This is a genomic window from Hymenobacter sp. YC55 (assembly GCF_029433095.1).
Classification (GTDB): Bacteria; Bacteroidota; Bacteroidia; order Cytophagales; family Hymenobacteraceae; genus Hymenobacter.
This window is the reverse complement of the sequence record NZ_JARNTX010000008.1, coordinates 112773-133792: the sequence shown is the minus strand read 5'-3', so window position 1 is coordinate 133792 and position 21020 is coordinate 112773. Positions and strand designations below refer to the sequence as shown.

The following is a 21020-nucleotide window of genomic DNA, read 5'->3' as shown; positions in this document are numbered from 1 at the left end:
CTGATGAAATTTTATGCGCACTAGGAGAGCAGGCTGGTGGTGCGCTTCTCATTTTTTGATGTACTATATTATTCCGCCACTTGCCAAGGTGCGTAGCAGACCATGGCAACCTCTTTTTGTTATCCTTAATGCACCGCATACTTTATCTAAGTCGCCTTGCTGCTCCCCTGCCCGAGGCCGAACTGCAGCAACTCTTCACCCGGGCCCAGGTAGCCAACTTGGTACTTGGGGTTACGGGCGCGCTGTTTTATAGCCCTGGTGATTTTGCGCAGTTACTGGAAGGCGAGCAGTTCGTGGTGGAGAAGCTGTATCTAAAAATTGCCGCCGATCCGCGCCATACCGGGGTAATCAAACTGGCAGACAACGCTACGAGTACCCGTGACTTTGCTAGCTGGGCAATGGCCCCGCTAGCCGTATCCGGGACGGCCTTCCAAGCCGTCACGGCTTACCTGTATCCCGAGGAAGCTCCCACAACTAGGCCTGCATTAGCCGGGACCGACGCTCTGCTTTACAATTTGGTTCGGGCGGCCACCCTGCCCCTGCTTCGCTGATTTTATTATTGCGTTCCTCTCGCCGGCGTGGTCGCCTTTGAGGGGCTACACTTTATAAATTAACGGGGTTGGAAGCGTTGGCATGAATGAATTTATGCAGGTTGATGGCCGGGAAGGCCCGGCGCACCCGCGGCGAACCCGTGTTATACACGTCCACTGTTTCCCGCCATTCCGCCTGCCGGGCCCCGTTACTGGATTCCGGGTCGCCCATCACCAAGGCTGTTCTGGCCCGCAGCAGTAACTCGCCCGCCGCTTCGGCAATCACCCCGTTTTTCTTGTCAATTTTGTCGATTGATTTCAGCCACGGGTTTAGGCGATTCAAAAAGGCGTGGGAGTACAGGCCGAGCAGGCATCGAGCCAAGGGCGTAGCGGGCAGATGATCCCAGGATAAATGGGTGTTGAAGCTTTCCACCTTTCGGCGAAAGCCCGGAAATATCTGGTTGGTATCGTGAATCAGCATGCCATAGTCGAACTGCCAGCGTAAGGGGGCCTCGTAGAGGGTGCTCCACTCCCAGGCGTTATGGGTAGTAAAGGCGTAGGAAATGCCGTCGATTTCGCGGTCCTCATTCTGTTCGCATCCGTTGACGACCACCTTGATGCGCGAGCGCTCGATGCCCTCGGCAAACAATTCGCCGAGTAGCTTGGGAACGGTTTGCTCGTAGAAGCGCAAACACGAGGCGACCAAGTACACAATGTGCAGGTCCGGGCTCGCAACTTGGTGGGGAATCAGACAGAGCTTTTGCAGCGCTTCCGGCTCGTCACAGAAATAACCGATGGGCATCCCGCCCAGCGTTTGTTGCCAAGTGGAACTCGGAATCCAGTTGTTGTGGGCCGTCAGAAAGGCAAACGCTTCGTCGGCGCTGACCGTGCCGTGCTCATAGGGCGCCCAACTTCCTTCATTGGGATGGCTGTAGCCAGTTATGCGACCGTCGGGCTGCAAGGTTAAAATACCGATGGGCACCACCATAAAGCCTTCCCGGGTGTCGAGAAAGCGACCGAACAGATGGGGCACCCCAACCAACTTTTCCATGTTAACCCCCGGCTGCAGAGCTAAGCCCTCCCGCACGATTTGATCGACTACGCTCGCTCCTTGCCCGGATTGCGACTCTGCCTGCACGTTTACCATAGTATTGCTGAATTAAAAACATCATTGGAAAAAACCTACTCCATCTTCCCCGGCCGGTTATCCAGCATGCTTTACTGCTCTTTGGGTTAAGATGTTTAAAAGTTATTATTCCCTCTGGTTTAATTCATACGACAACGAATCTTCGTTGAGAATTCGTCATGCCACCTTGCCCTTACAATCGGTGAGTGACAAAGGATTCGCCCGTTTCGATTGAGTGACGCAACCACCTGGTTAGAACTAGGGAGGCCTGGCAGCGTTTTTACTTGAAACTAACAGGGGTGCCGTTTCACGACGGACCAGTTAGTAAGCTCGTAGGCTCGTATAGGAATGGAATATTGTCGGCCTATATGGGCTACTTCAACAGCTTCTCCGTACAGGATAAGCCCAGGTAGCGAGTACCAACTTTGAACAAGTAGGGCTTACCCAATACTAGCTTTTTGCCAGGCGTGGAACTGCAATTCCACGCCTGGCAAAAAGCATTGCTTTTTTTGATTGTGATGAGAGTAATGCGTTTTTCGCTACTGGCCCTAGGCGGCCTATTAGTTTACCTATGTTGCAGTTTCGAGGCCAGCCTTGCCCTAGTTGAAGCTGGTTTGCATAGCGGCTTTGTTACCATGGGGCTAGTTATGGGCTTGGTGGTCCTTGTGCTGTTCATCGCCTTTCGCGCTCCTCCGAGTACTTAGCCACTTAGTGGCCGCGTTGCTTGTCAAGGGTGCTGTGGCAACAGAAACGCGCTAGGGAATATAGAAGGATATCTATGCCAGTTCCTGCCAGGGCAGGCGCGTGAATTAATCTGCCGGGGGAGTGAAAGCCCGAAGTCTACTTGACCCACTTCAGCGATAGCACATGCTATCAGCCTGAGCGGATGTGAGTATACGGTAAAATAAAAAAACCCTGTCTTTCGGCAGGGCTTTTTTGTTGAGAATGACTCGGCGATTACGCCACGGGCGTACCCGCGACGGCTACGTCGTGGGGCACGGCGCGTCGTCCACCAAACGCGGCGGCTGCGGCGCCTAAACCAAGGCCCAAAGCGGCGAGCAAGGCTGCTTTGGACAGGCCAGCGGCCGCCTTATCGCCACTCTCGCGGGCTTGTGCTTCGGCCTTTACCTTAGCTTCGTCTAACTTGACGCGGGCCTGCTTGGCGGTAGTGATCCAGTTATCCACTACCTGCTCGGATTCCGCGCGGTTTTTGCCCGTGCGCTGCATGACCACGTTCACAGCCGCATCCCGGTCGGCAGCATCACCGATGTTTTCCGCCCGGCTGGTGAGCCGGTCAATGACGTCGTCGAAGTTATCACCCGCCGCTTGCGGATTGGCTGCGCTCTGGCCGGCTTCGGCCTGGGCGTCGCGACCAGCAGCCCGCGCTTCGCGCGCTAGGTTATCGGGATTCAGTTCGGCTTTCCCGGTTTGGCGCAGCAGTTGACGGGCTTCGCGCTTAAGGTCAGTTACGTCAATGCCTCGTTCCTTCAGTTCGCCTTTGATCGCCTCGCCTGCTTCCGGCGCTACGGCCGCCAGACCGCGCCCGGCCCCACTCAGGGCCCGACCCGCTACGCCGGTTACGCCGCCGATGATGCGACCTACGGCCGTCGTCAGCAAGTAGAAAGTGAGTAGCGTCACGACGGCCCAGGTCAGCAAGCCGTGCAGGAGTCCATCCGTGGGGCGTGGCATCCCCGCCAAGCGGCTGGCTACCGTAGCGCCCAGGTACAAGGAAACCAGCATGCTCACAACCCACCAAATGGCGGCGCCAATGCCGATGCCTGCCATGGGGTTTTGCTCTTCCAGCGGGTCAATGGTGCCTAAACCAATGCCGAGGCCCAGTAAACTTAACGCCAACTGGATAACTAGCGCCAGCACGGCGCCGGCGAAAATCGCACCCCAGGAGATGCGCTTTACCACGGGGAGGGTTGCATTCGTAGCCCCTGGCAAGGACTGGTCCGAATACGTCGCCATCACGCGGTCTGACTCGGGTGAGTTAATGATTGTTGCCATAATCTGGTGGGGGTTGGGGCTGCCATTACGTTCGGCAGCCCGTGAAAAAAAGGCTCACGTTACCGCGGCTTAACTGGCCTCTCATACGCACCGGTTTACAGGTAGTTCACTATTTAAGGTAAGATGTCTTATTTTATTTTCTTGATAATAAATATATTATACCAGCTCAACTACAGCTTTAGGTTACCTAGGAACGTATAGCCGGTAGTAAAATAGTTGCCTTATTACCACGCATGACCCACATCCTATTTCGCCTCGATCCTCTAACGCAAGAACCGTATGGCCACCGACAACCGAGCAAACCGCAGCCCGCCCGGCACCTGTTACCTATTTCCCTGGCACTGCGGGTGAGTGGCTACGCCGCCCCCAACAACCACTGCCAAATTCTGCTGGCCCGCTACGTGGATGGTCGGCTACCGCTGGCGGCGGTACTAGCTTGCCTACAGCTACAAGCCGGCTAGCGCCGTCTGCCTGATTATACCAGCGGCTGGCGGCGGTGCGTGAATTGTTGCTTAAGCCATAACAGCGGGATGCCCAGCGCCACAATAAAGCCCCAATCAGCGGCAAACCGCTCCAGGCCCTCTACAGCCAAATCAAGGCGTCCTACGGCCAGCCCGGCCCCGATCAGGGCGGCCGCCGGAATAAAGGCCATGGCAATAAGCGGTCCGGCTTGAAAGCTGCGCCGGAAGGCGGCCAGCATCACCACGCCAGCCAGGGCCCCGGCCCCGGCAATCAACAACTCCATCCACTTCGGGTGCGCCAAGTGTTCTACCTCGGGGTTCGTGGCCAAGGTCGTGGCGCTGCTCTCGCCCGTGGCGACCAGCAGCAGCATCGTCAGGCACGCGGCGATGATCAGGACGGCATACCCGGCGGCCGCCGACCGCAGGCCCCGGCCAACCAGCGACCAGTGCCGGAGCACCAGGCCCAGGGGCACCTTGGTCATGGGATCAAAGCCGGGGGCAATAACGGCGGAAGCCACGAAGGCCACGGCCTGCGGTACCGGCTCCGAGACCAGCCCAATAGCAGCAATAATTCCGCCCAGGCCCATCAGCAGTAGGTAGTTAGTTGTAATCCGGCCCTGGTGGCGCAGGCCACTCTCCATTTCTTCCCAGATGGCTTCGTCCCGGTCGTCATCCACGGCTTCATGGCTCGTGGGAGAAATGAAGCTGGCGGCCTCGCTGGTGACGATGCTCAGGGCATGAGGGTCCGGCACCGCCGCCCGGGTACGGCGCAGCACTTCGTCCGTACCCCGGTTGAGCACGTGCACAATCAAGATGTCGCCGGCCGGCTTGCAGGAGGCCCCGCGCTGCACGCTCAGGCCGATTACCTCATCAAGGGCCGTTAACTGCTGTTGCAGGGCATCCGTGGCGGAGGCGGGTACGGTAATTTCCAGGGTTCTATGCATAGAAGCAAGCGAAAGAGTGACTACGCCACGAGTGGTGGCCTGGCTTCACTTACGGCTGGCTTGCTTTGGCGTTGGCTAGGGGGGATTCCTTCTGCCTACCGTGCTGATAAGATAGTGCCTGTTTCACTCAACCAGTTAGCCCGGTAGTAAAAGATAATCTTTCGGGGAGCGTGTGTCCACCATTGATTCTGCGCCGTAGCAGTGGGGTAAAGCCCCCAGGATTTCGTTTGCTAATTATTTCTTGCCATGATAAAATTTCCCCACCAGCCCTTACCGTTCCACTGGCTTGCGGCTATTAGCTTGCTTGCTATATTGACCTTAAGCGTTGCGCATCCCCTGCCTGACAAAGAGTACGACAAAACCTTTCAGGGAGCGGATTTTCGCGTTTCAGCGGTGGAAGAGGCTCGGCTGGGAGGCGTAAACGTTACGGGCGTCCACCGGATAGCTGATCTGAATTCGGCGCAGCGCGGCCAATGGGCCGCTATCCAGCCGGGAGAAAGTCTGCCGCTGCAGCTGCAAATAGAGGTGGGAGTGCGCAATCCCAGCCGGGAACCGGTAACGCTCACGGAAGTAGCTTACCAAACCGTGGTGGATGGGCAAGTACGAAGCGAAGGGCGCGAAACAAAGCCCGTGAAGATTGCCGAAAAAGGAGGTATCTCCATTATGGTGCTTCAAAGCGAAAGCGACGTGCGCCAGCTCCTAGCCAGCGCCAGCGCGGTGGAAGCATTTGCCGTTGGATTGGCAGACCAGTCCCGGCAGCTGCCACGGGTCAGTCTGCGCGTTAAACCGGTTTTCGCAGCAGGCCGGGGCCAACGAATTGTTACGGCTGACTGGCTAGTAGTGGGTAAAAACTTTCCGGCCCGCAATATTTTAGATGAATCGAAGCGGCGACCTTAAGCCCCTTCCGATCAAACCTGCGCAAGCTGGTAGCGCCCCGGTGCGGCGGCTCCCTGGTAGAGCGGCGTGCCCCACGCCTTGGACAACCTCAACCAGCCAAGCGCGTTTAGCTACGCACCCCAGTTACTACCGGACCTGCGACAATGGTCAGAAATGGGTAGCTGGCACTTGTGCCTGTGAGGCAACTACCGCACAGGGTTTTAATCCCCTTCTTACTTCCCTATTCTATGACCGACGCCTTCACCACTGATAATACGCAGCCTAAGCCGGAGGCTGAGGCTTCTGGTTTGCCAGCATCCACTACGCTCAGCACGACCGGGGAAGAGAACCTGATCCAACCGGCGGATAACAACCCCCTGAAAAGGTATCAGGACCTGGTGAACTCGCCCGCTACCCCGGACGGTCACAAAGTGGTAGCCGCCGTAGCGGCTGCCAGCACGGTCACGGTTGCCGCCGTAGCCAACTGGCTGATAAAAGCGACGAAAAAGTAGCTGAGCCGCTACCGGATACTGTAGCGCCGCTCCCGGCGGGTGACTACGGTATGCTAGCATACGATAGCAGCTCATGTTGTCGGGATTTCGTGCACGTACGCGAAGACCCGGGGCCAGCAACTGCGGATAACGGCAAAAGCTACCCAGGCGCAGGTGCTGCCGAGCAAGGCTCCGGCCAGCACATCGAACGGATAATGTACGCCCAGGTACACCCGGCTGAAGGCCACGGCTACTGACCACAAAACCAGTGCCAGCCGTAGGAGTTGAAAACGTGGCGGGCAACACCAGTAAGGCAATAGTAGCTACAGCCGCTACGTCGGTGGCGTGGGTGGAGGGAAAACTGAAGCTGGCACTACACCGCTGGGGCAGATGCAGCAGGGCTGCGAGTCGGCTACGTAGCAGGGGCGCGGGTGGACAACCCAGGGCGTAAGCACTCCCGCCACGAAGTTAGCCCCCAGGACGCCCGTCATCCCTGCCACCATGCCCGGCAGCACCCGCCGCCAGCCGTAGCGCCACAGCAGCCACTTGATAATCAGTGCCAATGGCCCCCACGCCCCGCGGGAGGAGAGCAAGGACATGAGCGTATCGGCAATGGGAGAATGCCACTGCTGAAAATAAAGCAGTAGGCGGCGATCCAAGGCGCTAAGTAATGCTAACGTATTCATCGGGCGGCGAGCAGCATTGCTCCGGCGCGCATCAAGGAAGATAATAGGGTGCCGCCCAAGCGAGTTCGGCCTAGCAAAGCCTCTAAGGCTTTCCTAGTGCGGAGAATCAGGCGTTAACTTGCGTAGGCGAGAAGTTCCATCCAAAGGAAGGTGGTAAACAATTGCACCGTAGCAGCAAGTCTGCTAAGTATGATCCTGCCAGTTAAATTTTAAAGACCAGTGAGAAGCCGGTTACGGGTGCAGGTGCTCCCGCCCGACTGAATAGACCTATGGCCGCGAGGGCCAGCGCCGCCACCAGTGGTCAGGTAGAAGAGTCGTGGAGGTAACGGCCAACTCTTTGCAACCCCATGCCAAAGATCCACAGTATTCCGAAACTCGTTTTAGCTAGCGGTCAGCAGCCCCGGTAATACCTGAAAAAGCTTGAGGATCCTGCTACTCTTACCATGACGGGATTGCCTTGGGGGGCTAGTACCCGTTTTCAATCGACCAATAAACAACACAACTCGCACGGGTGGTTTTACGAATAGGGAGACGCTACTTACTTTCCGTGTAACGCTCTCTCACGCATGGCTCTTCTCCCCCCTTCCCCCCGCCCGTTTGCTGCTGTCAAGACCCTGCCAGTTGCTGCCCGTCTCCAGGGCAAGAAAAAAAGCAGTAACTGGCTGCCGGCCCTGCTAGCCGGCGCCGGGACGCTGGCAGCCGCGCTAGGGTTTTTCGCCTGGCAAAAGCGCAAACAGTCGCGCGAGCAAAAGGCCCTGGATAATCACCTAGGGTTTGTAAACATCCCGGCCGAAAACGTAGAAGAGCTTTCGGCGGAAGAAGCGGCCGGCCGCTACGGCATGCATCGCCGGGACGAGGAGGCAGTGCACGCCGTTGCAGCGGACGGGACGGAAGTGACTCCAACGGCATAGCTTTCAGAGCACTTACTTCCCGTCCGCTGCGGGGCTTGGAGCCTACTCTTACCCGTATGTAGTTAGGCTGGGAGGCTGATTGTGGTGGCGGTGCCGGGCGGCAGCGTCGTGGAAAAATCACGCAATAAAGTCAGTACTTCCGCCGGAGTGTTATGCGCGCGGGGCAACAGGTAGGTGCCCGTGCTTGGATTCACGTATCCGGTCAGGTGACGTAGCGGCTCGGTAGCCGTCGCAAAGCCCATGCTCCTATCCGGGAACAAGCGCCGAGGTAGCGGCCCGGCACTAAGCTGCTCAATTGCGTGGTGGCGCGGGTCCCGCAAGATTTTAGCGTAAAGGCGACTTAGGCTAGTTTGCTCCCCTTCGAGCACTTGCAGGAACACGCCGTGCTGGTAAAGCAGTAGGCCCGAGAGGCGATGCTGATGATTATATACCCGGCAGTGGGTCAGCAACTCGCCAAGTTGCAACTCGGCAAACGGCGAACTGGCCCGGCTGCGGTAGATAACGTGGAACAACGAAGACGACATTAGCGACAGCCGGTTAAGGTGAAACGACTCGACCGTATACGGAATGCTAGGCTGCAGTGACGGAGTAGCACTCTGTATGCTAGCGCTATCCTACTAGATCAAAGCTAACCCCCGGCGTGGCGGGGTTTTAAGGAAAATCGAAATTGCTGAAAAGGGGTATTATACCCGCTGTTCTCGCATGGGCAGCGACTAGCCGGCAAGTTAAGGCCGAATTGCTGGTAGCGGAACCTGCTGGCAGAAGTCCAGCGACATATGCAATAAGTTTACAAACTAGGTGAAACACTAACTTGCTAGCGCCTGATAGTAGTTATGACTGTATTTACAATTATCCATTGTTGTTACGGCTATAACTATTTCAACTTATTATAGCGTCTTTGGTGTATAAAAATAGTTCAAAAAATCAACCAGTAAATTTATACAATTTTAAAAAGTAAACCAGTTGACTGGATGTATATCTGGGAAATCAACACGGGAAAGGTTTTTGCAAATACAGCAATAATCATACTACTGTTAGCGGGCTGACCCAACGCATCGACGAGCAAGAGCAACTCCCTGAAAAGTAGTGCGTATTGCTGGGCTAATGCACCACTCCACTGACAGTCTTCCTACCGATTTGCAGCCTGCCTCCGCGCGGGATGCGACCGAAACCCCACTGGTTGTACCCGTTATCGAGGAATACGCCGTCGTGACGCGCCAACTAGTAGAAACCGGGCGGGTACGGCTGTCCAAGAAGGTTCTTCAGCACGAGGAAACGCTTACTCTCAGCCTGCAGCAAGATCAAGTACACGTGGAGCATATTCCAGTTAACGAGTACCAAGTTGAGGGAACCCCGCTGCCGGTTTCCCGCCAGGAAGGTGATACGCTTATCATTCCCGTGCTGCGCGAAGTTGTGGTGACCCGTGTACTACTTGTTGAGGAGATCCATGTCACCAAGCGCCAGGTTACCGTGCCGCACATTGAAAGTATTGTACTCCGGCGCGAAGAGATCCAAATAGAGCGGTTTGTTGCCGACGAGCCCCCCCTTGCTTAATTTTTTAGTTGTTCCCTTTTCCTTTCATCCATCAACGCCATGAATCAAACAGTAGTAGGTATCTTCAAATCGGCCATGGAGGCCCAAAGCGCCGCCCAAAAGCTAACTGCCGCCGGCTTTAGCATGGAGCACATCGACGTAGCCAATCACCGCTATGCGGCAGACAGCACCACGAATCAGGCGGCGAATGCGCTCAAAGCCGATAAGGACCCCTCCGATTACCGCAACACCAGCGGGACGGCTACCGAAGCGGCGGCCGATGCCGCTGGCCGCTCAGGAGATTCGATCAGCAACTTTTTCAGCAGCCTCTTTGGCGACGACGATGATGACCAGGACCGTAGCAACCGCTACAGCCACGTGGCCCGCGAAAGTGGTTCCGTGGTGACCGTGCATTGTCATTCCGAAGAGAATGCCCACAAAGCCGCCGCTATTCTCGACGAAGCCGGTGCCGTAGATGTGGATGAGCAAGCTGCTGAGACCGGCTACCAGCAAGCGAACGCCCTCGGTGCCACTGGCCAGCAAGCCAGCACTGCTGACGGTACGGTATCAGCCAAAGTAATCGAAGAAAGCCTGCAAGTCGGCAAGCGCGTCGAGCAAACCGGCGGGGCCCGGCTGCGCAGCCGGATTGTGTCGCGGCCCGTGGAAGCCAGCGTTCGGTTGCGCGAAGAGCACGTCACGGTTAAGCGTAATCCCGTAAACCGCCCGGCTACGGAAGCCGATTTCGCCGCCTTTAAAGAAGGCAACGTGGAGATCACGGAAAGCGCCGAGCGCGCGGTGGTAGGCAAGGAAGCCCGCGTAGTGGAAGAAGTAACGCTGGGCAAGCAAGTAACCGAGCGGGAAGAAACCATCCGCGATACCGTGCGCAAAACCGAAGTGGACATCGAGCGCTTGGATGGGACCACGGACGAGGATACCCGCAATCAGAAGGACAAGCGCTAAGCGCCACCCTATTTCATAAGTATAAAAAAGACGATCGGCTTCCGGTCGTCTTTTTTCTTGGGGTGACGCCCACAAAATAATCTCGCTGGCGATACAGCCAGCTTTTTCTCTTCTTCGACTCCTTCCGGAAGTAATCCGGTAATTTTATGAGTACAGCTTCTAATATAGCATTAAGTAGCCAGACCTGGTTTGCGGTCCTGCCCGAGCTGGTCGGCACGTTTTTTCTGACGATCGCGGCCCTTACAGTAGCTTCTCCACTCACCGCTTACGCCGTCAGCTTAACGCTGCTCGTGTTTGTGTATGCCGTCGGCGGCCTTTCCGGGGCGCATCTCAACCCGGCCGTTACCGTGGGGCTGGTCGCGAGCCGGCGTTTTCCCTTGGTGGAAGGGCTGCTCTACGTAGCCGCGCAGGTGGGCGGCGCCTTGTTGGCTCGTTTAGCGGCCACCGCGGGCTTGGTAGGCCCGCCAACGGGCGACTACCACGCCGGCAGCACGGGGGCGGAGTTTCTGGGCTTTGGCCTCTTGATGCTAACGGTGGCGGCGGCCACGGAAAAGAAAGTCACTAAAGCCGGCAGTGGCCTGGCGGTCGGGGGCGCGCTGCTGGCGGGTCTACTCGTGAGCAAGGGCATCCTGAATCCTGCCGTCGCTATCGCCATGGGGGTGGCTTCTTCGCCCGCGCTGTGGGCGACGCTGCTTAGTGGCGTTGCGTTTGGCGGGCTGTATTCGCTTTTCGAGCGAGCCAAGCCTCCCGAAGTAGAGGCCTAGCGCGCCACCTGCTCTTCGAAGGGCGCGTAAGCATTTACTGCGGTACGCAGCGGAGTATTGTTTGAGGAACCGACAAAACAGGGAAAAGAACCCCAATAACAGTTCACTGGCGCGGTTCTAGCTCTTTACGTAAAAGAGGTGGCTATCCTCAGATAACCACCTCCCTCGCACCAGATCGTAAGAAAAGGCCAACCCACCGGAGGTTCCGGCGCCTTTCGGCCAGGTGAGCTAGAGCTTAATGCCCAGCTTTTTGGCAATATCGGCGAACATCTGCGGGTCGTAGTCGTCGGCCCCGGGCGAATTGAGTTGAGGCTCTTCTTCCAGCACCGGATACGGCACGCCTTCAAACCCACCCTGGATCACTTCCAGCGGCTGGCCGTCTTCGGGGTGGGTGCCATTCCAGATAATGCCCGCCTGCTTGTAATCCTCCTTGCTAAAGGTATAAAGCTTGAGGTGGAGCTTCTGCTCGTCCTGCAGCTTCTTGGCTTCGGGGAAAGCATCATTACTCAATTCGGGCACGGGTACCAGCTTGGTTACTTCCACGCCGGTCAGGTGCTCGAGCGCTTTGGCATATGCCACGACGTGCAGGCCGCCGCGTACCAGCAGATAGCCCACCATGGCCCGGGCACACGGATCCGACACCATCTCGTACACCCGCATCTTGTTGGCGCGTGCCCCGCATTCCAGAAAAAAGTTGTGCAGCAAATCCAGTTTCAAGTTGCCACTGGCGTGCACATTCTGGCCGGTCCAGGGGTTGCCCATTGAATCGACCGGCAGGGCGGCCTGGGCACTACTGAGAAAGTGGTAACTGTTGCGCGCGTCTTTGGCATCGGCTAAGGGCGCCGGTACCGGATCCTTGCCCCGCACCGTCTGGCCGGTCAGCAGTAAGTTGATGGCATAAGAAACGGCCTCAATGTGGCTGTACTCCTCGGCGGCAATACTGCACGTCAGATCGTAGAAGGGCCGTAACCGGTCGCGCCCCCGGAAGTTGAACGACTGGAACGTGTAGTTCATCAGCGTTGACATTTCGCCGTACTTACCTCCCAACAGCTCTTGAATGGCCGCGGCGTCGTTAGGGGAAGGGTTTTTCGGTTTGGGCAGCTCAACCGCTAGCTGGTCGTAACGCAAAATCATAGTCAAGTAGTAAAAAGTAACGGAAAATCCCCTGGTCGACGCTCGACCAGCAAAAGTATCCCACTCCCTCTACGGTCGAGCCGGGTTCATGTTGTGGGTTGTAAGCAGAAGCAACACCTCTGTTTGCATAAGAGGCCCGGTAGGCCCCCCTAGTTTGGCCGGTTAGTCGTAGCGCAATACTGGACAGGCTTTCTACTGGTACCTGCGCGAGCTGGTCCAGCAACACGCGCAACCCCGGCAACTACTCGGGGGATTAAACCGCAGCTATTGTACTAGCTCGCCGCCTTGGATCGTTTTCCGGCCGTATTGCAAACCGAATAGGCCTGCCGGGCAGCTCACCAAGTTAAAGTCCGGGGGCGTAAAACCAGCAGCGGGTTCTAGCACCTCAAAACAAAAAAACCGGCTCTATCACTGGCATATACATCTAGGAGGGAGAGTACCGGGATTGCCCGCAAACAGAGGAAGGTTTACGGAAGGAATTGAATCAGCCCACAACCTACTCCCGGATCTTATCTTGGCAGGCGGTGCCTTACTACGGCTTCATTCATCCAATTCGTGAACAACTTCTTTCCGCCTTGGTCGCGTTTGAGCTCACACTGCACGGTAGCTTATCCCCTGCCGCCTAGCGTGCTTAGGGTTGCTACCTTGGGGTGAAATCGGTCATATATCGCTACCCGGAAAGCCCGGCTGGTTTGCAGTTTCTTTTCCATGGATCCAAACTCCCCTTGGGGGGCCGCGTTTTATTATGTGAACCCTTCTCTCCGCTCTATGCTCTGGCTGTACGAAATGCCGACGTGGCTCCTGGCCGGGCTGGTGGTGGGCCTGACCCTACTGCTTTCCCTGGCCGGGCTCTACTTCACGCACCGCCGCCTGCACGGCAGTGAGGCCGCGGACCTGATTGACAACGGCACGGTAGGCTGGTTTTTCTCGGGGTAACGGTACTTTACGGGCTCACGCTTGGCTTGCTCACGGTGGCTACCTGGCAGAACTACTCCACGGCTTCGGCCATTGCCTCGCAGGAAGCGGCGGCTATCGCCGTCCTCTACCGCAACCTAAGTGGCTATCCTGCTACCGATGCCCGGCCCTTGCAGTAGAAATTGCGCGCCTACACCGAGTTTATCGTGCGCGAATCGTGGCCGGCGCAACGCCAAGGCCTAGCCAATGATGCGGAGCGCCAGCACCTCACGCGCTTGCAGCTGGATTTGCTGCACACCGAAGTGCATTCGCTGTCCCAGCAAGTACTGCACGGCGAGGCCATTGAAACCTTCAACAAATTAGTGGAATTGCGGCGACAGCGCATCGAAAGCCTTGGGGCCGGGGTGCCGGGCGTTTTGTGGGCCACGGTCCTGATCGGGGCGCTCATCACGATTGGGTTCTCTTATTGCTTCGTGGTCGTCAGCTTTCGCTGGCATGCCCTGCTCACGGGCCTGTTGGCGGTAATGGTGGGGGTGATGATCTTTTTGATTGCCGCCCTCGACCATCCCTACCTGGGGGAGGTGAGCGTGACACCCGACGCCTACCAGCTGGTGCTCGACAAGGTAATGGTGCCTAACGAGTAAGGTTCGGGCAGCCGTGTGCCTAACTGCTCCCGATGCCAAAACTGGTTTCCGCGCCACGCCGGGGTGAGCAATTGAATGAAGGCCCAGACTGCCGCTTTCCGAAATGTTCCGTATTACTTCTCATGAACCAACAAGAATTCACTGCCCTCATCGAGCAGCACATCTGCCCCGTATTGGCCGGCGCCACGATGGTCAACGTACTGCGCCAGCCAGCCCCGCCCGAACTGGTAGTTATCCAGGAAAATGGGCAGACGATGCTCGTCAGCCCCGCCAAGGGGGCGGAATACACGGTCGTCATCAAACGGAACCAAGTGTTCAGTGCCGACGATGCGCAGCTAATCAAGGCGATCCTGCGCGAAATCGTCGCCAACTTCAACAAAACGACGGCCCCGTACCGGGCCCGGGTAATCAAGTATGCCATTGAGGTGGGTGTCTGCAAGTACCTAGCCCTGACTAATTACCCCATGCTGGTTGAGGTGCTCGACGGCTTCGATAGTTGGTCGCGGCGCACCTACGAGGGCCGCCAGCCTACGTTTAGCGTGGTGGTCGATTTTGCCAACCAGCAACCCGTGGATGAAAGTCACCCCGCCATTGGCACGGTGCTGGCCGCCGACTTTTCCGCCCTCTTGTCCAACAGCGTGGAAAGCGCGCTGGTGCTCTCGGCCACGGGCGCCTTGGTGGATTACGTGAATTTTACGCGGGCTGCGGTAGCCAATAACAGCTTTGCACCGGGCCACTTCATGGCCTTTGCCAACTACGCCGACCAGCAGCGGGTGTGCTTCACGCTCACGGCCAACGGGGAAGTGCTGGTCTTCAAGGACCAGCAGCTGTTTTTCTCGAAAGTCAACGACAGTTGGAATTACTACAACCACCACTCCACCATCGCGGCGCTTTCCGGCGGCTCGCTGGCGGTCCGCAAGGCCGTGTACGAAACCATCCTGGACGTCTCGTTTGCCCGCACGGGCGGCTGCCTGGCCGTGGTGCGGCTGGCCGACGTGAAGCAGTTAGTGGTCGAGGAAGGCAAGAGCGGGCAGAGCGTCATCAAGCAGGATGACTTGCTGGCCCAGCCTACTTCCTTGAAAAGCCAAACCCTCAGCGGCCTGATTCAGAGCCGCAAGTTTCAGGACCTGGATCGAATGGCCCGTAAGGAGATGGTCGGCATCGACGGGGCCACCATCCTCACCTACCAGGGCGAGGTGCTGGCCGTGGGGGCCATAGTCAAAATCGATGGCGACAGCACGGGCGGCGGGCGGCTGGCGGCCACCAAAACGCTGGCGGCTTATGGCACGGCCATCAAGGTATCGGCCGATGGCATGGTGGAAGCGTTCGTGCGCGACGAGCAGGGCAACCCCACGAGCGTTTTCGAGTTTTAAGCTTTCCGCCGCCCGGCGGCGGCCAACCTTATATCTAGCCGACGTACCCTAAAAATTGCCCTACGGCGCCCATAGTCGCTGAATCCTTGGGCCTATACGCCAAAGCGCCGCCCGGCCAAAGTGGCAGGCGGCGCTTTTTAAGCGTCGACGCAAGTATTGCTCTATGCCGGTACGGCTACGGGCTGGCCGGCCGGTGCTACGCGGGTGCCGACGGGCACTTCAATGGGCACCACCGTCACGACCACGAACTTGGAGGTGGGCGTGTTGCTCTTGTAGGCCACCGAGCCGATAGGCACCAGCACGTTGCCTTCAGGGAAGTACATGGCGCAGTTACCCTTCGGGATGTCGTAGGGAATGGCAATGAACTTCTCGGCGTGGCGCTGCTGCCCCTCGAAGTGGCTGGTAATGTTCACCAGGCCCTTCTCCTCGATACCCCGGTCGGCCATGTCGGCGCGGTGCAGGAAAATCACGCGCCGTTCGTTGAACACGCCCCGGTAGCGGTCGTTGTAGTCGTAGATGGTCGTGTTGAACTGGTCGTGGCTGCGGATGGTGGTCATTACCAGCTGGTCGGGCTCGAGTACGTGCTTCTCGTAAGGCGTGGCCGTGAAGTTGGCCTTGCAGTTTTCGGTGGTAAAGTTTCGCTCCCGCGGGCCGTTGGGCAGATAAAAGCCCCCCGGATGCCGCACCTTCTCGTTGAAGTTGTCGAAGCCCTGGACGGCCCGCGAGATATGGTCGCGGATCAGGTCGTAGTTCGCGGTGCAGCCCACCCAATCGACGGTGCTTTTCGCGCCAAGCGTGGCCAGGGCCATTCCACATACGATGGCCGTTTCACTGAGCATCTGCCCGGCCAGGGGTTCGAGCACGCCCCGGCTCATGCTCACCACGCCCATCGAGTTTTCGCAGGACGTGAACTGCTCGCCCGACTGCTGTTGGTCGATATCGGTACGGGCCAAACAGGGCAGCAGCAGGGCCATTTCGCCGTTGATGAGGTGGCCGCGGTTGAGCTTGGTAGTGACATGCACCGAGAGGCGCAGCTTGCGCATGGCCTCGGCCACGAACTCGGTGTCGGAGGCGGCCGAGAGCATGTTGCCCCCCATGGCCACGTACACCTTCACCTTGCCGTCATGCATGGCCTTGATGGCTTCCACCGTATCGTAGCCGTGCTCGCGGGGGGGCTCGAAGTTGAATTCCTTTTGCAGGTCGTCGAGAAACTCCTTATGGGGCCGCTCCCAGATGCCCATCGACCGGTCGCCCTGCACGTTGGAGTGGCCGCGCACCGGACACAAGCCCGCGCCGGACTTGCCAATGGCGCCCTTAAGCAGGTGCAGGTTCACCACTTCCTGAATGGTATAGACGGCATTTTTCTGCTGCGTAAGCCCCATCGCCCAACAAGTGATAATCTTTTCGTGGCGGGCAATCAGGTTGGCCGCCTCCGTGAGCTGGGCCCGGCTCACGCCGCTCGCTTCCACGATGTCGTCCCAGCTGGTCTGGTCCAGGTTCTGCACCAGCGCGTCGTAGCCGGTAGTAAATTCCTGGATGAAGGCGTGGTCGATCACCTGGCCGGGGTTGAGCGCCTCGGCTTCGAGCAGGGCCTTCATCAGCCCGCGCACCACCAGCAAATCGGAGTTGATGCGCACTTGCAGGTAGAGGTCCGTAATTTGGGTGCCGTCGCCGAGCAGCGCGCCCAGCGCCCGTAGCGGGTTCAGGAAATCCTGCGGGTTCTTGAAGTGCTGCAGGCCCGCCTCGATCAGCGGGTTGATGCTGATGATCTTGGCCCCGTTGCGCTTGGCTTTCTGCAGGGCCGTGAGCATGCGTGGATGGTTGGTGCCGGGGTTCTGGCCGATGATGACGATGACTTCGGCCTCGTAGAAGTCATTGAGCGTCACGGTGCCTTTGCCCAGGCCGGTGGTGGGGCTCAGGGCCACGCCGCTGCTCTCGTGGCACATGTTCGAGCAGTCGGGCAGGTTGTTGGTGCCGAACTGCCGTACGAAGAGCTGGTAGAGAAAGGCGGGCTCGTTGGGCACCTTGCCCGAAGTGTAAAAAATGGCCTCGTGCGGCGTGGGCAGCACGTTCAGCTCATCGGCGACCAGCTGAAACGCCTCGTCCCACGGGATGGGGGTGTAATGGGTGGCTCCCGGCCGGAGCACCATGGGGTGGGTGATGCGGCCCGCGTTGTTGAGGTCCCGGTCGGTCATGTGCGAGAGGTCCACCAAACTGTGCTGGGCAAAGAAGGCGGGGTCCACGCGCTGGGAATCGGCATCGGAAGCGGTAGCCTTGGCGCCGTTCTCGCAGAACTCGGCCACCGAGCGGTGCTCGTCGGGGTCGGGCCAGGCGCAGGACGAGCAGTCGAAGCCGTCCTTTTGGTTCATCTTCAGCAACGCGCGGGTGCCGCGGCCCACACCGTCCTCGCGGAAGGTAAATGTGGCCGACTTCAGCACGGCCGTCACACCGGCCGCTGCCGTGGCGGGCTTGCCGAGCTTGAGCCCGGTGAACCCCTCCGGGGGCTGGGCCAGGATGGGATGCTTGAATTTGGCCCCCAGCGTGTCGGGCGCGGTCATTTTTCGCTTGTCGGCGTCGGGCTTGCCGTCCGGGTCGTAGTGGTCGTTGGTGGGTGCCTCGCCCTGGTCGGAACGCTCTCCGCTTTTCGGGGCGTTGCTGGCAACCTGTTCTTCTACTTTGCCGGCCTTTTCGGGGTCCAGCGCGGGGGATTTTTCCATAACTTCAAGCGGTTAATAGTTCAGCTATTAGGGGAAAGAATGGCCGAGGCCGGGCAACTCAAAATTATCGGCCCAGCCGGTAGGTAAGCAGCACGTCCAGCGTAGGCAGGTAGCCGTGCTCCCGCAGACTAGCATCCACCTCCTGGTCAAGGTCGTCGTAGAGGCGCTGGGTGAGGGCCAGCTCGTCCACCAGGGAGCGGTTCGAGGAAAACGAGTTGTGGGTGGTGAAGATTTTGCCCAGGCTGGCTTCCAGGTTCAGGCCGAAGCGCGATCCGGCGAAACGGAAAGCCCGCCCGACCCGCAGCCCGCCCAGCCACAGGTTGGACTGCATCTCAAAGACCAGCAGCGGCGCGGTCAGCGGGCCGAACGCCGAAAAGTCGCGTTTGAAATACAACCCCAGCCCATCGGCGGGGGTGATGGGCCCGGCGCTCAGGTGCACGTACTGCCCGAACACGCCCGCGTACCAAGGCGAGTTGGCGTGCACGTTTACCCCTACGCTGGCCATACTGCCCCGTTTGAATGAGCGGTCAATGGCTTGGCTTAGCTGGCGGTCGAGCCCGAAGCCTTCCAGCGTCTTGAGGGTATAACGGTCGAAGGGCTCCGTGATTAGTCCGCCCTGCAGCCGGGTGGAAAAGCGGCGGCTGAACTGGAACTGGTAACCAGCCGTGTAGCTCAGGGGCACCTGCACCCCGGCAAACAGCGAGTGGCGGGGGGCGAATCGTTCGTTAGGGGGGCCAGTTGGGCCCGGCCCAGCAGGGGAAAACTCAGGCTCAGAGCCAGCGACAATACGGATTTTTTCAGCATTACCAGGGTGGTTAATCAGGTGAAACCAGCAGCCTGGGGGGCGGCTGACGGGCCCGTTGTCAGGAAAGAACCTCTTTCTTCTCGGTGGCTTCCGGCTGGCCGCGCAGCACCGCCAGGGCTTTTTTCACCACGTTTTCCACTGTGAAGCCGAAGTAAGCCAGCACTTCTTCCCCGGGGCCCGACAAGCCGAAGCGGTTCATGCTCAGGGTAGCGCCTTCGTCGGTGACGTACTTGTGCCAGCCGATGGGCGAGCCCGCTTCCACGGCCAGCCGCTTGCGTATAGCAGGCGGCAGCACTTGGTGGTGGTAGGCCTGGTCCTGCTGCTCGAACAGCTCCCAGGATGGCATGCTCACCACTCGAGTAGCCACACCCTGCGTTTGCAGCTGCTCCTGGGCGTTGAGCACCAGGGCCACTTCCGAGCCCGTGGCAATCAGGATTAGCTGCACCTCGCCAGTGGCCTCGCGCAACACGTAGGCGCCCTTGGCCACGCCTTCGCGGGCCGAGCCATAGTTGGCCTGGTCGAGCACAGGCAACTTCTGGCGCGATAAAACAAGCACGACCGGGGTTTTGGGCTTGGTCATCGCCACGCGCCAAGCTGCCACCGTTTCGTTGGCGTCAGCGGGCCGCAGCACAATGATGTTGGGAATAGAGCGCAAAGCCAATACCTGCTCTACGGGTTGGTGGGTGGGCCCGTCCTCGCCCAGCCCGATGCTGTCGTGGGTAAAGACGAAGGTGGCGAACGATTCAGCTAAGGCCGTCAGGCGGATGGACGCCCGCATATAGTCCGAGAAGTTCAGGAATGTACCCCCGTAGGGCCGCACCCCGCCGTGGTGGGCCATGCCGTTGAGGGCCGCGCCCATGGCGTGCTCGCGCACGCCGAACCAGATGTTGGGGTGCGCGTGCTGGCCCGGCTGGAAGCTGGCGTCCCCGCTGGTGGGCATCTCGTTGGAGCTGGCCAGGTCGGCCGAGCCACCAAACAGGTAGGGCACCCGCTGCCGCAACGCGGTCAGGGCCTTGCCCGAGGCCTGCCGGGTGGCCAAGGCTCCGTCTTGCTCCGTGAACACGGGTAGGTCGGCATCCCAGTTTTCCGGCAGCTCCCCGGCAAAGGACTGCTCGAACAGTTGGGCCTCGGCCGGAAAATCACCCTCATACGCCGCGAAGCGCCGCTGCCAGTCGGCTTGCAGTTCGGCGCCCCGCTGGCCTGGCTCCAACAGGTGCAGGCGCACGTCGTCGGGCACCACGAACGAGTGGTCGGGGTCCCAGCCGAAGTACTCCTTGACGCGGCGCACGTTCTCAGGGCCCAGGGGCGAGCCGTGGGCCTTGCTGCTGCCGGCCAGCGGCGAGCCGTAGCCGATAATGGTGCGCACAGCAATGATAGAAGGCCGCCCGGTTTCCTGCTGCGCGGCCCGGATGGCGGCCTCGATGGCGTCGAGGTCATTACCGTCAGCCACGCGCTGGGTGTGCCAACCGTAGGCGTCGAACCGGGCCATGGCGTCTTCGGTGTACGCCAGGCTGGTGGGGCCGTCGAGCGAAATCAGGTTGTCGTCGTAGAGGTAAATCAGCTTGCCCAGCTTTAGGTGCCCGGCCAGGGAGGCCGCTTCCGAGCCCATGCCTTCCATTAAGTCGCCGTCGCTCACCAAGCAGTACGTGTAGTGGTCCATCACCGTGTGGCCCTCCCGGTTGTAGGAAGCGGCCAGAAAGGCCTCGCTCAGGCCCATGCCCAGGGCGTTGCCGAAGCCCTGGCCCAGCGGGCCGGTGGTTACTTCCACGCCGGGCGTCAGGTTGGACTCGGGATGGCCGGGCGTACGCGAGTGCAGCTGCCGGAAGGCCTTCACGTCGTCGAGCGACAAGTCGTAGCCGTAGAGGTGTAGCAGGCTGTAGAGCAGCGCCGAGCCGTGGCCGGCGGAGAGGATGAACCGGTCCCGGTCGGGCCAGCGTGGGTCCTGCGGGTTGAAGCGCAGAAAGCGCGAGAACAGCACGTACGCCATCGGAGCCGCGCCCAGGGGCAAGCCGGGGTGGCCGGAATTGGCGGCCTGCACGGCATCAACGGATAAGAGGCGCAGCGTGGTGACACTGCGGTCGGCTAGGGTGGGCACTGGGTTGGTCATAAGAAAAGAAAATAAGGGGAGGAGGCGGGGAAA

The 21020-nt window shown here is 59.1% G+C and carries 22 protein-coding genes; 12 read left to right on the top strand and 10 right to left on the bottom strand.

What is annotated here, in order from left to right; translation table 11 throughout:
- The first annotated feature begins 128 nt into the window (after positions 1–128).
- Entirely contained in the window at positions 129–551 is a 423-nt protein-coding gene (locus P1X16_RS28630; RefSeq protein WP_277236197.1) for a BLUF domain-containing protein, read from the top strand.
- A 52-nt stretch (positions 552–603) separates the two neighbouring features.
- Here P1X16_RS28630 and P1X16_RS28625 read toward each other — a convergent pair whose 3' ends face one another.
- Entirely contained in the window at positions 604–1581 is a 978-nt protein-coding gene (locus P1X16_RS28625) for a hypothetical protein (RefSeq protein WP_277236195.1), read from the bottom strand.
- A 1032-nt stretch (positions 1582–2613) separates the two neighbouring features.
- Positions 2614–3666 carry a hypothetical protein gene (locus tag P1X16_RS28620; protein ID WP_277236194.1) on the bottom strand — a complete coding sequence of 351 codons (1053 nt, stop codon included), beginning with the start codon at positions 3664–3666 and terminating at the stop codon, positions 2614–2616.
- A gap of 233 nt (positions 3667–3899) precedes the next feature.
- On the opposite strand from P1X16_RS28620, the gene P1X16_RS28615 reads away from it, so the two are divergent.
- The gene (locus tag P1X16_RS28615) at positions 3900–4127 is read left to right on the top strand and encodes a hypothetical protein (RefSeq protein WP_277236192.1); all 228 of its coding nucleotides are present in this window, start codon (positions 3900–3902) and stop codon (positions 4125–4127) included.
- Positions 4128–4141: 14 nt separating this feature from the next.
- Here P1X16_RS28615 and P1X16_RS28610 read toward each other — a convergent pair whose 3' ends face one another.
- Entirely contained in the window at positions 4142–5071 is a 930-nt protein-coding gene (locus P1X16_RS28610; protein ID WP_277236190.1) for a DUF389 domain-containing protein, read from the bottom strand.
- Positions 5072–5317: 246 nt separating this feature from the next.
- Between P1X16_RS28610 and P1X16_RS28605 the strand changes: the two genes are divergently transcribed.
- Together P1X16_RS28605 and P1X16_RS28600 are read left to right on the top strand one after the other, a co-directional pair.
- Positions 5318–5968, top strand: a complete 651-nt coding sequence (locus P1X16_RS28605; protein ID WP_277236189.1) for a hypothetical protein — start codon at positions 5318–5320, stop codon at positions 5966–5968.
- 227 nt (positions 5969–6195) lie between these two features.
- Positions 6196–6459: a hypothetical protein gene (locus P1X16_RS28600; RefSeq protein ID WP_277236188.1), complete on the top strand. Its 264-nt coding sequence runs from the start codon at positions 6196–6198 to the stop codon at positions 6457–6459.
- A gap of 71 nt (positions 6460–6530) precedes the next feature.
- On the opposite strand, the gene P1X16_RS28595 is transcribed toward P1X16_RS28600, so the two are convergent.
- Both P1X16_RS28595 and P1X16_RS28590 read right to left on the bottom strand, forming a co-directional pair.
- Positions 6531–6755 (bottom strand): phosphatase PAP2 family protein, encoded by a 225-nt coding sequence (locus tag P1X16_RS28595; protein WP_277236186.1) that lies wholly within the window; start codon positions 6753–6755, stop codon positions 6531–6533.
- Positions 6756–6770: 15 nt separating this feature from the next.
- The gene (locus P1X16_RS28590) at positions 6771–7097 is read right to left on the bottom strand and encodes a hypothetical protein (protein ID WP_277236184.1); all 327 of its coding nucleotides are present in this window, start codon (positions 7095–7097) and stop codon (positions 6771–6773) included.
- Between the two features lie 593 nt (positions 7098–7690).
- On the opposite strand from P1X16_RS28590, the gene P1X16_RS28585 reads away from it, so the two are divergent.
- Positions 7691–8035: a hypothetical protein gene (locus tag P1X16_RS28585; RefSeq protein WP_277236182.1), complete on the top strand. Its 345-nt coding sequence runs from the start codon at positions 7691–7693 to the stop codon at positions 8033–8035.
- A 62-nt stretch (positions 8036–8097) separates the two neighbouring features.
- Here P1X16_RS28585 and P1X16_RS28580 read toward each other — a convergent pair whose 3' ends face one another.
- Positions 8098–8559: a BLUF domain-containing protein gene (locus tag P1X16_RS28580; protein WP_277236180.1), complete on the bottom strand. Its 462-nt coding sequence runs from the start codon at positions 8557–8559 to the stop codon at positions 8098–8100.
- A gap of 580 nt (positions 8560–9139) precedes the next feature.
- Between P1X16_RS28580 and P1X16_RS28575 the strand changes: the two genes are divergently transcribed.
- From P1X16_RS28575 to P1X16_RS28565, 3 genes are all read left to right on the top strand, one after another.
- Positions 9140–9589 carry a DUF2382 domain-containing protein gene (locus P1X16_RS28575; protein WP_277236178.1) on the top strand — a complete coding sequence of 150 codons (450 nt, stop codon included), beginning with the start codon at positions 9140–9142 and terminating at the stop codon, positions 9587–9589.
- A gap of 39 nt (positions 9590–9628) precedes the next feature.
- Complete coding sequence (locus tag P1X16_RS28570) at positions 9629–10528, top strand: YsnF/AvaK domain-containing protein (protein ID WP_277236176.1); 900 nt, start codon at positions 9629–9631, stop codon at positions 10526–10528.
- A 146-nt stretch (positions 10529–10674) separates the two neighbouring features.
- On the top strand, positions 10675–11292 hold the full coding sequence (locus P1X16_RS28565) for an aquaporin (protein WP_277236174.1): 618 nt from the start codon (positions 10675–10677) through the stop codon (positions 11290–11292).
- 228 nt (positions 11293–11520) lie between these two features.
- On the opposite strand, the gene P1X16_RS28560 is transcribed toward P1X16_RS28565, so the two are convergent.
- Entirely contained in the window at positions 11521–12426 is a 906-nt protein-coding gene (locus P1X16_RS28560) for a manganese catalase family protein (RefSeq protein ID WP_277236173.1), read from the bottom strand.
- Between the two features lie 708 nt (positions 12427–13134).
- Between P1X16_RS28560 and P1X16_RS28555 the strand changes: the two genes are divergently transcribed.
- The 4 genes from P1X16_RS28555 to P1X16_RS28545 all read left to right on the top strand — a co-directional run bounded on the left by P1X16_RS28555 (position 13135) and on the right by P1X16_RS28545 (position 15358).
- The gene (locus P1X16_RS28555) at positions 13135–13362 is read left to right on the top strand and encodes a hypothetical protein (RefSeq protein ID WP_277236171.1); all 228 of its coding nucleotides are present in this window, start codon (positions 13135–13137) and stop codon (positions 13360–13362) included.
- Positions 13363–13397: 35 nt separating this feature from the next.
- Positions 13398–13520, top strand: a complete 123-nt coding sequence (locus P1X16_RS31350; RefSeq protein ID WP_346771274.1) for a hypothetical protein — start codon at positions 13398–13400, stop codon at positions 13518–13520.
- A gap of 3 nt (positions 13521–13523) precedes the next feature.
- Entirely contained in the window at positions 13524–13985 is a 462-nt protein-coding gene (locus P1X16_RS28550) for a hypothetical protein (RefSeq protein ID WP_346771273.1), read from the top strand.
- Positions 13986–14107: 122 nt separating this feature from the next.
- Positions 14108–15358 (top strand): hypothetical protein, encoded by a 1251-nt coding sequence (locus P1X16_RS28545; RefSeq protein WP_277236169.1) that lies wholly within the window; start codon positions 14108–14110, stop codon positions 15356–15358.
- 161 nt (positions 15359–15519) lie between these two features.
- Here P1X16_RS28545 and P1X16_RS28540 read toward each other — a convergent pair whose 3' ends face one another.
- The 3 genes from P1X16_RS28540 to tkt form a co-directional block, all read right to left on the bottom strand.
- On the bottom strand, positions 15520–18075 hold the full coding sequence (locus P1X16_RS28540) for an FdhF/YdeP family oxidoreductase (protein WP_277236167.1): 2556 nt from the start codon (positions 18073–18075) through the stop codon (positions 15520–15522).
- Positions 18076–18139: 64 nt separating this feature from the next.
- On the bottom strand, positions 18140–18757 hold the full coding sequence (locus P1X16_RS28535) for a hypothetical protein (RefSeq protein WP_277236165.1): 618 nt from the start codon (positions 18755–18757) through the stop codon (positions 18140–18142).
- Positions 18758–18938: 181 nt separating this feature from the next.
- Complete coding sequence (gene tkt, locus P1X16_RS28530; RefSeq protein WP_277236163.1) at positions 18939–20987, bottom strand: transketolase; 2049 nt, start codon at positions 20985–20987, stop codon at positions 18939–18941.
- Between the last annotated feature and the right edge of the window lie 33 nt (positions 20988–21020).

Coding starts and splice junctions, on each gene's coding strand:
- P1X16_RS28630 (WP_277236197.1), top strand. CDS start 129: ATGCACCGCATACTTTATCTAAGTCGCCTTGCTGCTCCCCTGCCCGAG.
- P1X16_RS28625 (WP_277236195.1), bottom strand. CDS start 1,581: ATGGAAAAGTTGGTTGGGGTGCCCCATCTGTTCGGTCGCTTTCTCGAC.
- P1X16_RS28620 (WP_277236194.1), bottom strand. CDS start 3,666: ATGGCAACAATCATTAACTCACCCGAGTCAGACCGCGTGATGGCGACG.
- P1X16_RS28615 (WP_277236192.1), top strand. CDS start 3,900: ATGACCCACATCCTATTTCGCCTCGATCCTCTAACGCAAGAACCGTAT.
- P1X16_RS28610 (WP_277236190.1), bottom strand. CDS start 5,071: ATGCATAGAACCCTGGAAATTACCGTACCCGCCTCCGCCACGGATGCC.
- P1X16_RS28605 (WP_277236189.1), top strand. CDS start 5,318: ATGATAAAATTTCCCCACCAGCCCTTACCGTTCCACTGGCTTGCGGCT.
- P1X16_RS28600 (WP_277236188.1), top strand. CDS start 6,196: ATGACCGACGCCTTCACCACTGATAATACGCAGCCTAAGCCGGAGGCT.
- P1X16_RS28585 (WP_277236182.1), top strand. CDS start 7,691: ATGGCTCTTCTCCCCCCTTCCCCCCGCCCGTTTGCTGCTGTCAAGACC.
- P1X16_RS28580 (WP_277236180.1), bottom strand. CDS start 8,559: ATGTCGTCTTCGTTGTTCCACGTTATCTACCGCAGCCGGGCCAGTTCG.
- P1X16_RS28575 (WP_277236178.1), top strand. CDS start 9,140: ATGCACCACTCCACTGACAGTCTTCCTACCGATTTGCAGCCTGCCTCC.
- P1X16_RS28570 (WP_277236176.1), top strand. CDS start 9,629: ATGAATCAAACAGTAGTAGGTATCTTCAAATCGGCCATGGAGGCCCAA.
- P1X16_RS28565 (WP_277236174.1), top strand. CDS start 10,675: ATGAGTACAGCTTCTAATATAGCATTAAGTAGCCAGACCTGGTTTGCG.
- P1X16_RS28560 (WP_277236173.1), bottom strand. CDS start 12,426: ATGATTTTGCGTTACGACCAGCTAGCGGTTGAGCTGCCCAAACCGAAA.
- P1X16_RS28555 (WP_277236171.1), top strand. CDS start 13,135: ATGGATCCAAACTCCCCTTGGGGGGCCGCGTTTTATTATGTGAACCCT.
- P1X16_RS28545 (WP_277236169.1), top strand. CDS start 14,108: ATGAACCAACAAGAATTCACTGCCCTCATCGAGCAGCACATCTGCCCC.
- P1X16_RS28540 (WP_277236167.1), bottom strand. CDS start 18,075: ATGGAAAAATCCCCCGCGCTGGACCCCGAAAAGGCCGGCAAAGTAGAA.
- tkt (WP_277236163.1), bottom strand. CDS start 20,987: ATGACCAACCCAGTGCCCACCCTAGCCGACCGCAGTGTCACCACGCTG.